The 12893-nt window shown below is 56.3% G+C and carries 4 protein-coding genes; 3 read left to right on the forward strand and 1 reads right to left on the reverse strand.

Features of this window, described 5'->3' with window-relative positions:
- Nucleotides 1-10 precede the first annotated feature (10 nt).
- Nucleotides 11-568, reverse strand: a complete 558-nt coding sequence (locus tag ABD653_RS00585; protein ID WP_160779372.1) for a hypothetical protein — start codon at nt 566-568, stop codon at nt 11-13.
- Nucleotides 569-752: 184 nt separating this feature from the next.
- Between ABD653_RS00585 and ABD653_RS00590 the strand changes: the two genes are divergently transcribed.
- From ABD653_RS00590 to ABD653_RS00600, 3 genes are all read left to right on the forward strand, one after another.
- On the forward strand, nt 753-1568 hold the full coding sequence (locus ABD653_RS00590) for a hypothetical protein (protein ID WP_160779373.1): 816 nt from the start codon (nt 753-755) through the stop codon (nt 1566-1568).
- Nucleotides 1569-2001: 433 nt separating this feature from the next.
- Entirely contained in the window at nt 2002-12468 is a 10467-nt protein-coding gene (locus tag ABD653_RS00595) for a DNA/RNA non-specific endonuclease (RefSeq protein WP_160779374.1), read from the forward strand.
- Nucleotides 12468-12854 carry a hypothetical protein gene (locus tag ABD653_RS00600; protein WP_160779375.1) on the forward strand — a complete coding sequence of 129 codons (387 nt, stop codon included), beginning with the start codon at nt 12468-12470 and terminating at the stop codon, nt 12852-12854. Before ABD653_RS00595 ends, ABD653_RS00600 begins: the two co-directional genes overlap by 1 nt.
- The last annotated feature ends 39 nt before the right edge of the window (nt 12855-12893 follow it).

The raw sequence follows: 12893 nt of genomic DNA on the forward strand, positions 1-12893 counted from the left end.
GCGCGTTCGCTCAGCCGTCTTCGTCGGCAGGGAACCAACTCTCATCCTTGCTTTCATTTCGGCGGTCGTCCCGGGAATCATCGGACGAGAACCAGCTATCGTCCTGATCGGGTGCTTCGGGTTGCAGCACTTCACCGGCCTCTACGAGTTCGAGGTGATAGGTGATCGGGATCAGGCCACGCGCAGTTACCTGCAATGTGTAGTCGTCGATCGGGATCATGGTGATCGGAGCCATCAATGGCAGGTCGCGCCCTTCGATGGTACCATCAGCGCGTTCCCTGAGGTCTGCCATGACAACTTGCCGCGGCATAATCCTGAAGATCACCGTATGGACCCAGCCGTCGACAGCGTAGGCATGGCCTCTGTCGATGATGATCAGCTCATTGTTCTCACGAATGCGCCATGTGCCGTCTATCGGTAGCGGATCCTGCGGTTCCTTCTGGCCGATATATGGCAATGCGCTTGGGATCTGTGCCTGCGCTGGCGCCGCGGCACCTCCTGTTAGTGCCACTGCCAATAGCGGAGCCATCAACAGTTTCTTGAAGCGATTGTTGGGTTGCATTGCCATATCCTCATCCAACGGGGGAATGCCCCTGATGTGATGAGGATATTGGCCCGATCCGGTTGCAAAGGGGATGGGGTGCATCCCCCAAGTTGCAGACGGTCATTGGGGGATAGGCCCCATAGCGAACTTTCGATTTCGAGGAGAGGATCGTGTCCGGCCCATGAAGCCACAAACAACAGGAGCAAACATGAAGAGGAAATGGATTGCGGTAGCGATGGCATTGGCCTGGATCCCCATTCAGGCGCAGGCGAAGGATTCAGCAATCAAGAGAATCTGCGTATCGCTTGATCAGCAAGCCCGAGTCTTGACAGTGGATGCCCAGACCAGGTGTCTCAGGTCGGGGGCCCGCTTGGTCGAAAACTCGCTTGCGCTGTCCGTCGACCAGGCAACAGCGACCATCAACCTCTCCGGCGCATTCAAGGCCACCTATTCCCATCGAATCGGCCCAACAGATTGCATGGGATCGCGTACCTTCACGTACAAAAGCGATGGCGTGGAGCAAAGACGCTACGCCGTTCGCTTTGGGAGCGAGACTCTCGGAATGGCCGATTTCACAGAGAATCCCAGCGACCGTCATTGCTTCGACAATTCCCTCCACCCGCGCCGCTACTTGCGGGAGGGGGCATTCATGGATTGGTCGCGGGGCGGGGCGGAAGGATGGGAAAGCTGGCGAGAGGACAATGTTCTGGCTCTCGTCACTCGTCTCCTGGGCGAACCTCCTGAAACCGCGCCTATGCAGCCCGAGACGTACATATCGATGCAACGAGCCCAATGGCTGTCCCGGACAACGTTCAAGCCGCGCCCGTCCCGTGACCAGAGCCAAGACATCATAGCTGTCACCATAACGCAGCATGGGCTCTTGGATGATTCTGTGTCCGGGCAGCGCTTCACTGCGATTGCTGCCCTCGATGCTGAAAAATGGCGGCTGATGCACCTGTTTTCAAAAAACATGTGCGCCCGAGGGAGCGAAGCCGGGAGATGGGTTGCGCACCGTTGCCCCTGATACTGGGTCGACCCTCCTGCGGCTCCTTTCAATTAGTGGCCTAAAGGAATCGCGCTTCCATTTGCTTTTGAGCGTGACGCGGTGGTTCTCACTAGAGCTCTAGAGTTCAACGCACTCGAAATGCACGATTTTGTGTATTCTGGTGAATGCACTTTCCGCCGAAGAGCATTCGCCGCAGCGAATAAACCAGGCCAAATGCATCGGCTTGCAAGACGGGCGTAATCAATTGCAGACATGGCTTTGCCCAGACCGCGCAAGCCGACGAGTCCTGCCCGCAATCGTAGCTTGTCGATCGAGATCACCACCGACAGCTTCTCATTTCTCAGCGGCATTGCCGCGAGAGGAAATTCCTAAACTTCTCGGTCAATCGCTGGACACCCTTGATGACGCTTTATGATCGCTGTGCGTCTTGGGATGTGACGAGGGAATTGAAATGTCGGCGATATTTACCGGTTTGGGTTCGGGGCTGGTCAAGAGTTCTGCGACGGCGGTTGGAACTTCAGGGACATTAGGCAATGCGGCAACAGGCCGCGCCTCTGAAAGTCTTTCGGTCAATGCAGCGACAGGCAATCTGGTCATTTCGCGGCGCGATGAATTTCTGGTCGGGCGCAGCCTCGACGTGGGAATATCGCGGACTTACAATTCTCTCGCCGAGGTTCATGACCGCGACAACAATGACAAGTGGCAAATGTCGACCGCGCGAAGGGTGTTCAGCCAATCGGGCGCGCTCAACGCAGCAGGTTCAACGATCAAGCGTGTTTCCGGCGATGGTTCGGTAGTTACCCATAGGTACGAGACACGCGGCGGAGTCGCATCTTACTGGGCGACAGATGGTTCTGGAGCGCACGATCGCCTGTGGCAGAGTGGCGGCGATTGGTACTGGCAGAATGGCACCAGCCGGATAACCGAACGCTACGATGCGGACCCATATAATAGCGGCGAGTTCCGGATTATCCGGCAGACCGACAAAGACGGGCAGAGCCTGGTGTTCGGTTGGTCGGGATCGAAGCTGTCCTATGTTCAGACCAACAACAGTGAATTCGTACGCTACACTTGGTCCGGCAACAACCTGACCTCTCTCAAGACCGAATTCAAAGATCCCAGGACCGGGGTGACCCGCACCGAAACAGGGACTTACTACGCGTATGACGGCAATGGACGTCTCGCCACAGTTACTGTGGATTTGTCGCCCGAGCAGGCTGGTACCAGCGACGGCCACAAGTTCACGATCAGCTATCTGTACGATTCTGCGGGTCGTGTAACCCGCATGACGCAGAGCGACGGCTCGCGCACTGATATTGCTTACACCTCGGGCAAGGTCACCAAACTGACGGAGCATGTGGGGGACGGGACCACGCGGATCACGCAATTTTCCTATGGCAGCAATTATACCAATGTGACTGCGCCCAATGGCCAAGTCACGCGGCTTGATTACCATTTTTCGACCAAGCTCTTGACCAAGATTACAGCACCGGCCGCCTATGCGGGTGCGGCCAAGCAGGTCCAGACGTTCAGCTATGATAGTGCCGGAAACCTGACGCAGTCGGTGGCACCGGATGGGCGCGTCACCAAATATACCTATGACGCGATGGGCAACATCACCAAATTCGATCGACCGATCGGAACGGATGTTTCCAAGTGGTATGATTCCAAGAACAACGTAATCAAGGAGCTAAGCTACAGCGCCAACGAAGCATCCTCGAATACCGGCAGCTATATCCGATACGCTTACGACGGCGAAGGACACTTGCGATACAAAGTGACGGCCGAAGGGCACGTCACCGAATATCGGTATGACAGCTATGGCCGGCTAACCTGGGAAGGTGACTATACGAAGTACGCCTATAGTCACTCATCTTCCAACATCTCCGAAAGCGGCATGGACAGCTGGCGCAACGGCCTGTCTGACAAGACACAAGTCGATTGGATGAACTACCGCTACGACGCGCGTGGCAATCTCAATCAGACCGTCAATTATGGTTCTGCGACGTCGACGGGTGGGGCATCGACATCTGGCGAGCTCTATAGCCGGACATACCTGCTATATGATCAGGAAGGTCGCCTCCTCACTCGGTACGGCCAGAGTGAGAGCGGCAAAGAGCAATTCTTCTACGATGGCATGGGCCGTCTGATCAGCTCTTCTGATTCAGCTGGTGCGACAACCAGTGTATTCTTTGACGATGCCAATACGCGCACCGTAATGCAGATGGCCACTGGCCTGACCCGGACCCTGGTTTACAACAAGGCCGGGGACATCATCAGCGAGACCGAAAGCTCGGTAGGGCCGCATGGAGCCAACCAGGCCAGCACTCCGACCGGATGGTGGAAGGGTAATTTGAGCGTTGCGACAGCTGGTACTCTGGCCGGCTCGCCTGCCTACAAGTTCACGGTCAACACGAGCAATCCGAGCGCCACGCATGCAGCGCAGGGTATCGCGCTAACCGCCGGGGAAACCTTGCGTTATCGCATCACCTTCGTGGCTAGCGGGACCAGCGCGATGCGGGTTGGTCTTTGGGGGAATGTGAATTCCTATGGCAATGGATCGGGCGAAGCCGCCAACGCTGTGATCATCAGTGGCCCTGGCCGACTGGTGAGGACCCATGGTTCCAATTGGAATGTCGAAGGGGTTTCAGCGACCCAGCCGACCACCGTTGAACTGACTCGCACGGTTGGCATCAATCAGAGCCTGTCGACAGTCATTGGCACGGCCAGCACGAGTGTCGCGCAAGGGACCAACTTTACGATTTCGGGCGTGCAATCCACCCGAACGGTTACCGACACGTCGCTCGACTTCAGTGCTACGACCAACAATAAATACGACAAGCTTGGCCGACTTCGCGTGACGCAGGATGCCTTCGACGGACGCGGTGCAAACTACATCATCTATGACAAGGCGGGCCGCAAGGTTGGCAGCGTCGATCCGGCCCGCAGGCTGACCGAATATTTCTACGACAAGAACAATCGCATGATCGGTACAACGGTCTATTACAATGCGATCAGCACGTCCATTCGTGACCAACTGAACAACCCCGACAACACGCTGGAAATGAGCGCGATCAGGCCTGCTTTCCAGGGCACGTATGATGTTCGAGACCTGACCACCTATGATGCCAATGGCCGGGTCGCACAGACAATCAATGGCGAAGGCGAAGTCACGTCGTTCAAGTACGACAATGCGGGCCGCCTTATCGAGAGCCGCAACCACTACAACAAGGTCAGCATCGCCAGTTCCTGGCGCACTGCGCCGCCAGCAAACCCGGTATCCATTGCCAACCATTCCAATGATGCCGTCACACGGACTTTCTATGATCGGGATGGCAACGTTCGCGGCATGCTCAATGGCGAAGGCTATCTGACCGAAAACGTTTATGATCAGTCTGGCCAAAAGATCCGCGAGATCGGTTACGTCACTCGGACGAGCTCAAGCTATTGGGCAAGCGGCACGTTCAACCAGTTACGCGGCACTGCCGGGACCACGAATGCCAACAACCGCTCGACCCGCTATGTCTATAACGGGCGAGGGCAGCTCCGGTTCACGATCGATAGCGCGAACTACGTCTCGCAATTCTCCTACAATTATGCAGGCAAACTGACGAAGACTACGCAGCACATCAATCCGTTGTCATCCGGCCATTCAAACTGGACAATCGCTGGCGTCAAAGCTTCCCTATCGACCAATAGCAACGATCGCGCCTCGACAAACTATTACGACTTCGCTGGGCGGCTATGGCGCACGGTTGAGCCGCTTGGGCTCGATAGCCGGATGTATTTCGATCATGCCGGCAACGTCATCAAGGAAACCTCGGGCAACCGCACGATCCGCAACTGGTACGATGCGCGCGGCAACCTGCGCTTCAGCGTCGATCCAGAAGGCTATCTCAGCAGCTACCTCTATAACGAGGGTGGTCAGGTTACCCATGAGCGTCGCCATCGTGACAAGGTAAACGTCAACGACAACACCACGATTCAGCAGGTCGCGGCGATGGCATCCGTGAAGCTGTCGCAGGTCAGGTATACCTACGATTCCCAAGGGCGCGTCATCTACACCTATGACCAGATTAGCAACCGGACCCGGTATGCCTATCGTACCAATGGTCAGCTCGCCTACACCAACACCGGCGACAATATCAGCGCGGACCGATCGCAGACCTATTTTTACTATGACAATGCTGGCCGTCTGACCCGGCGAGACAGTGCCAACGGCCAATCCGAAGAGGCGATTACCTATTACACTTATGACGGGCTCGGCAATCAGACCCGGGTTACCGACGGCAATGGTCGCGTATCGTATTTCACTTATGACAAGCGCGGATTGGTTCTGACCGAGAAGAACGGAGCGGGCAATCTGGTCCGTTACGAACGCAATGCATTTGGCGATATCGTAAAGACCTGGGACGCCAAGAATGTCCTCGCCAGCGAGCATATCTACGACAAGCGCGGCCTTATCACGCGCAGCTATGATGCCGCGCGGAAGATCACCGATTTCACTTATACGCAGTTCGGCGAGACCAAGACTGTCAAAGATCCCGTCGGCGCGATCACGACGTTCACCTACGACAAGTTGGGCCAGGTCAAGACTGTCAAAGACGCGAACAATCGGACCGAGAGTTACAGCTACGACGCTTACGGCAATCAGACGAGCAAAACCAACCGGCTAGGCGGCTCGATTACCTACGCGTATGACAAGCTGAACCGGATGACATCGATGAACGATGCCAATGGCATCGTAACGAACTACGCCTACGACAATCGCGGCAACCTGACCCAGATGATCGAAGCGTCGGGGCGGGCTGAAGCGCGCAAGACCACCTATGGCTATGACGCTTCGAACCGGATGGTTTCGACCAGCATTGAAGGTCACAGCGGGTCTTACACGACACAGTTTGCCTATGATGCGCGGGGTAATGTGACCCGCAAGACGGCGCCGGATGGTGGTCGCACGATTTACTATTACGACGATCTCGATCGCGTGTCGGTCGAGATCAATGCGGTCGGCGCCTATTCGGCTTACACCTATGACGACAACGGCAATGTGAAGACGGTGAAAGTCTATGCCGCTGCAGTGGCTGTACCCTCTAACGGCGGAGCCGAGGAAAACGAACCCTCTGCGCCCGGTGGCACATATCGCGAAACGCGGTTCGACTATGATGGTGCCAATCGCATGACCAAGAGCCATGTGATCGGAGTAACAAGCCGCTATTACACTGGGTCCAGCCTCGCGACCTATTCCGGCTCGACCCTGACCACCGAGTATGTCCATGATGCGAACGGCAATGTCGTCAAAACGATCGATCCCAATGGCAATACGACCTGGGCCTACTACGATGCGATGAACCGCATGGTGCACCAGGTCGATCAACAGAATTTCCGCACGACCTGGACATATGATGCGGCTGGCAATGTCACCCGGGAAATCCGCTATGCAACGGCCACATCAACGCCCACCAGTACGACCAATGTGCCCGGCGTTAGCACCAGCAGCACGCTCGATCGGCGGACTGACTTTACATACGACAAGATGGGCAACCGGCTCACCGAACGCCGCATAAATGTGAAGATCCACAATGGCAGCGGTGGCCATACTACGGCGCATGCAACGATCAGTTATCAGTATAACGGGCTTGGGCAGGTAACCAAGAAGACCGAAGCGGTGAGCGGCAATGTGACCGACTACACCTACAATTCCGGCGGGCGCCTGACCAAGGAAACCCGGGCTGCTTTCACGGACTTCAATGGCCAGTCGGTCCGGCCTGTGGTGGACTATTATTATGACGGTCTCGGCAACCTCACGCGGACCCGCCAAGGCGGCGCGACCGGCACTTCAGAGCGCAATACCTACTACTATTACAAGAAGGGCATGCTTGATCGCATGACCGATGCCGAAGGGCTGACCCGCTACTTCAAATATGACAGCGGCGGCCGTGAGAGCGAAGTCTACTACACGCGCCAAAATTACTATGGCTCGGCGCGCACCGAAGGGGTGAAGCGCACCTACGACAAGCTTGGCCGCGTGGTCAGTGAGTACCAGGGAACGCGCTCGTCCAGCGGGTATTGGTCTGCGGTAAGCCCCAATATCACGACAACCTACAACACGTTCGGTCAAGTCGCGACGCTCAAGGCCAATAACGGCGCAACCCAGCAGAATGTCTATGACAAGGCCGGGCGGCTCGAGCGGACCAATGCCGGCGATGGTGTTTGGAAGGTCTTCGCCTACGACCGCAATGGCAACCAGACTGCCGCGATCACGAGTGCGGGCTACAATATCGGCAATCGAAGCTTCAGCTCGGCGCTCGGGCTGATTTCCCGCTCGGATGTCAACATCACCTATACCAAGTATGACAAGCGCGGTCAGGCCTTGACGGTCTACGAAACTGACCGCGACATAGCGACTACCGCCATTAATCAGACTTTGGTGACCGAGCGCCGGTACAATGCCTTTGGAGAGGTTCGGTACGAAAAAGACGCACTTGGCGGCGATATTTTCTATGAATACAATACGATGGGCAAGGTCTGGCGGGTCCAGAATCCCTCCGTTTCGATCCAGAACGAGAATGGTTCGACTTCCACCGTGCGCCCGACGGAACATTACTACCATGATTTGGGTGGACGCCTCGTGGCGAGCCGTGATGCCAATGGAAACCTTACCAGGCTTGGTCTGCTCAACGGAACGGGCTTTGGCGGAACCCAGGGTCTGGTGACCACAGAAACCTTCGCCGATGGCGGGGTCCGTACCACGAAATACGACATCCATGGTGACGCGCGGCGGATTATCGCGGTCGCAGATGGCCGTTCCACGACCTATCGGACTATCCAGCAGAATTTTGACCGGATGGGCCGAATTACACAGACGTGGAACCGTGGCACCAATCTGCAGGACAACTACACCTACGACAAAGTCGGTCAGCAGATCAGTCATTGGAACAATGTGTTCGGCTCGGGCAATCGGGAAATCATGGACTATGATGCCATGGGCCGGATGGTCTCCAGCCGCGCCTTTGGCGGCGATACAACCACCACGACTTACACTTTCGAAGTCAGCTCCAACACCAATGCGGTCGGCAACTTTGGCGGCTGGAAGGAAGTGACCCGTACGGTTGCCAACAACCGGACGCTGACCGAATGGTCCGACTTGTTTGAGCGGGTCAAACGCAAGAACGACTTCGGCGGCCGCGACTACACCTATTCCTACGATGCAGGTGGGCGGATGAAATCCCTGACCGGCAATGGTGGGAACCAGCAATATGTCTATTACAACACCGGCAAGCTGAAGAGCATTGCCAACGTCACCGGCGTGCTCAACAGCCAGAATTTCCAGGAGCTGAAGACCACCTACGGCTATGACAAGGTCGGCAATCTGACGTCGCAGAAGACGACCGATCGCGGCTCCACATTCTATGAGTTCTATTGGAATCCATGGGAGCCGGATTTCTACATCGACACCTGGAATCGCACGACCCAGAACATGTCGGCCACCTATGACAAGCTTGGCCGGATGAAAACCTGGAGCGAAGCGGGCGGGGGCGACTTGCCGCCGGCGTCGATGACCTGGACCTACGATGCCAACGGCAACATTCGCCGTTCACGGGCGACCTATCGCAACATCAATTCCGACCAGAGTGTTTCTTCCTATAATAGCACTCAGGACTTCTGGTATCGCTATGACAGTATGAACCGTGTTGTGACATCGCGCGGTATCTTGTCCGGAGGTACCGTCAAACGCGGCACCAATGGCATGGACATCGCGTACAATAAAGCTGGCCAACGCACTTCGGTGACGACGTCCGTCCGGCAGAGCTATTCCTATTGGGTCAACACGGGCGGCGGCGGTGGGGGCGGCCCGTTCCTCGATCCGTATGATGACATCGGCGAGCCGTATCTCGACCCGTATGACGATCCTTATGGGGGTGGCTCCAGCGGCTACACCAATACCGTCTACTACAATGTAGATACACGCGAGGACTACACATACGACAATGGCGGTCGCCTCAAACAGGTGAATGTCGCCAGGGGTGGCTTCAACAGCTACGGATTCCAGCAGGCGGTGAACAACACCGGTTCAGGCATCACCCAGTATGTAGACCCCCAGGATTACGTGACCGCACCTTCATCCACGGGTTCCAAGAAGGCGGATTACAGCTACGATGCAATGAGCCGGATCACATTGCAGCGTGACTATTCGGGCTCAACCGTCGTCTTCAGCCGCAACGCTTACTACAATTCCGAAGGGCTTCTCTATCGAGATGATAGCACCACCCGGAAGGGCTCGAACAGCTATCGCTCAAATCAATACAATTACTATAATGGCGATAACACGCTGAACTACTCCTACACCTACAACTACAAGAATAATTCGAGTTCGGGTGCGCCCAACACACGGACCACCAACACTTATGTCTGGTATGACGGGGCGGTTCAGAGCCGTGTCGACTATGATGGTGACACCGGAACTTCATCAAACACGGTCTACAAGTCGACTTACAACTACGACAGTTTTGGCGTGCTTCAATCGGCGCAGATCAATGATGGGCGTCCGCGCTCGGTTACCTATATCAACAATGCCGAGGGCCAGGTGATCAGCCGCAAGGAACGGGACAACAAATACGACAAGGGCGATCCGAGCGAGATCTATTACCGTTTCGGCGGCAAGGAATTGGGCCGCGTCGGCAACAACGGCACTGCCAATGTAACCTATGAGCAATCCATTGCCCGGCGTACCGCCAATACAAGCGGCAATTATGGTGCCTTCACCAATGGCGCGAATTACGGATCCAGCTACGCCGACTTTGGCGGGGATTATGACGCCATCAATTCGTTCAAGCAGGGTGAAACAGGTGGTACTTATACCGTTCGTCAGGGCGAGACGCTGCAAGCAATCGCCATGCAATTGTGGGGCGACAGCGCTCTTTGGTACAAGCTAGCCGAAGCCAATGGCCTGTCAGGTCGTGAACCGCTGATCGAAGGACGCAGTCTCGTCATTCCATCTGGCGTGCAGAGGGTTCATCACAATTCCGGCACCATGAAGCCGTACAATCCGGCCGAGGCCATTGGTGACACGTCGCCAACTGCTGCGGCCAAGCCGAAGAAGAAGAAATGTGGTGTCTTCGGGGCAATTCTGCTGGCGGTTGTGGCTGTTGCAGTCACCATTATTACCGCCGGCGCTGCCTTGGCGGCAATCGCCCCGAGCGTCACCAGCATAGGGGCAGGGATTGCCACCGTCCTTGGCACTAGCGCTGCAGTTTCAGGGGTCGGAGCGGGAGCTCTGATTGCTGCGGGCGCTGTAGGTGGTGCAGTCGGCTCGATCGCCAGCCAAGGGCTTGGTGTTGCAACTGGTATCCAAGACAAGTTCAGTTGGAAGGGTGTTGCACTATCGGCGCTTAGCGGTGCCGTTGGTGCTGCCGTCGGTGCCAATGGCGTCTTCGGAGAGAACGGCTTGTTCGGCAAAGGGTGGGTGGCTGCTGCCGCCAGAGGCTCTACCAGCAGCGCAACCGTGCAAGCTCTCGCCGTCAAAACCGGTCTGCAAGAGAAGTTCAGTTGGGTCGGAGTGGCTGCTGCCGGAATTGGTGCGGGGGTCGCTCACGTCGTTGGTGGCGCGACTCAGGAGCTGGGCAAATTCGGCTCCGCTCTGATCGCCAATACTGCAAGCGGGATAGCAAACGCTGCAACCAGGAGTGCGCTCAGCCGGACCAACTTTGGCGACGCTCTGCTGGAATCCATTCCCGATGTCATTGGTGGAACCCTGGGATCGTCCCTGGCTGGCATGTTGACTGCGAAAGCGGAACATATCCAGCTGGCGAAAGACAAGACCAATGATCTGCGCGACTCGATATTCGGTGACGATATCGAAATGACGCCGGAACAGGTCGAGGCTTTCAACAATATGCAGGCAATGGCAGTCGACGCTGCCAAGGATCCTGACAATGCAAAGGCCCGGCGCGAATTCGGTTACGCCATGAACGATTTCCTGGAAGTCAGCCGCGGCATTCCAAAGGTTGACCAGTTCTTCGCGACGATCAACTCGGACCCGAAAGACTTTTCCTCAGGCCCGGCGCAAGTTGCCAACGACTCTGACGCGGAGCCGGTTCAAGCGACAACAGATTCTGGTGAACCACTGGATGAAGTCGTCGTCGTTGGTGTCCGTGATTACTGGATCCACGGCAATATCGATCGGGCCGGCATCTTTGTTGGAGAAATCAAGCAAGACTTCGAGAAGAACGTTGCTGAATTCGTGCAGGAACGGCCGGGCCTTGGCCTGGCCTTGCAGGTCGCAGATACCGGCATGGCGGTCGCCGCGCCGGGCAAATATCTCGGCGGCTGGGTCCTCGAGAAGTTCGAAACCCGGGTTGAAGGTTTTGTCTCCAAGAAGATGAACCGCAACGACTGGTCGAATGGGAAGTCAAACTCCGGCGGAGAGGGCTTTGTATTCTCGGCAAAGCTTATCCTGTCCGGGATTGGCGCAGTAATCCGCAAAGGCCGTGGCGGCAACATCACCCGTCAAACCCGAAACGGTTATGATTTCGAAGTTGACGATTTGGGGCGCGCCACCCGCGTCCAAGGGGAACTCAGCCTCAAGAAGGCCAAGCGCAATCCCAAGGCCCAGCGCGAGGCGGGGGGGGCAGACCGGCTTCCAGATGATCATGGCGGTCACTTCGTTGGTGCGCGGTTCAACGGCCCTGGCGACGGAGCGAACCTGTTCCCGCAAAATGGCAACTTCAATGTCTCTGCTTACAAGAGAATGGAGAATTCATGGGCTAAGGCCCTGGAAGGGGGCAAGCGTGTCACCGTTGACATCAAGCCGACTTACAGTGGTTCCAGCTTGAGGCCGAACAAGATCACCGTTAATTACACAATCGGAAACGAGACATTTTCTCGCGTGTTCAGAAACCGACATGGTGGTAATTGATGGATCTAGATAGGGCCGCAGAACTTTATAACGAGGTTGGCGCCGCTGCAGTTGAGCAGATCGGTACGGTTGACACCAAGATATTGGTCTACGCGGAGAGCGACGAGGGCGATCTGGAAATCCTGGTTCGGTACTCCGACAAGGACGCTGAGGTGGTCGATAGTCTCAGCGATACCGAACCGGTGATCGAAGCCGTTGTCGATCTCTACGCCTACCTCGAACAAGCAGGTGAAAAACACGCCTGGAAATGCATGGAGTATGTTGTCGACTACGGGCAAGTGAACGTCGACATTTCTTACGACGAGGCGTTCTGCAATGGTGAGGAACTATGGGAAAAGTCACCCAAGCTGCTGGAGAAGCACTTCCCCGGGAAACCTCACCGATAAGGCTTGCGGCGTAGTCATACGCCTTTTCCATCGTTGTCC

Origin of the sequence: Parerythrobacter jejuensis (genome assembly GCF_039536765.1) — a bacterium.
Lineage (GTDB): Bacteria > Pseudomonadota > Alphaproteobacteria > Sphingomonadales > Sphingomonadaceae > Parerythrobacter > Parerythrobacter jejuensis.

Bases quoted from the DNA above. Each gene is read 5' to 3' on its own strand.
- ABD653_RS00585 (WP_160779372.1), bottom strand. From the start codon at position 568: ATGGCAATGCAACCCAACAATCGCTTCAAGAAACTGTTGATGGCTCCG.
- ABD653_RS00590 (WP_160779373.1), top strand. From the start codon at position 753: ATGAAGAGGAAATGGATTGCGGTAGCGATGGCATTGGCCTGGATCCCC.
- ABD653_RS00595 (WP_160779374.1), top strand. From the start codon at position 2,002: ATGTCGGCGATATTTACCGGTTTGGGTTCGGGGCTGGTCAAGAGTTCT.
- ABD653_RS00600 (WP_160779375.1), top strand. From the start codon at position 12,468: ATGGATCTAGATAGGGCCGCAGAACTTTATAACGAGGTTGGCGCCGCT.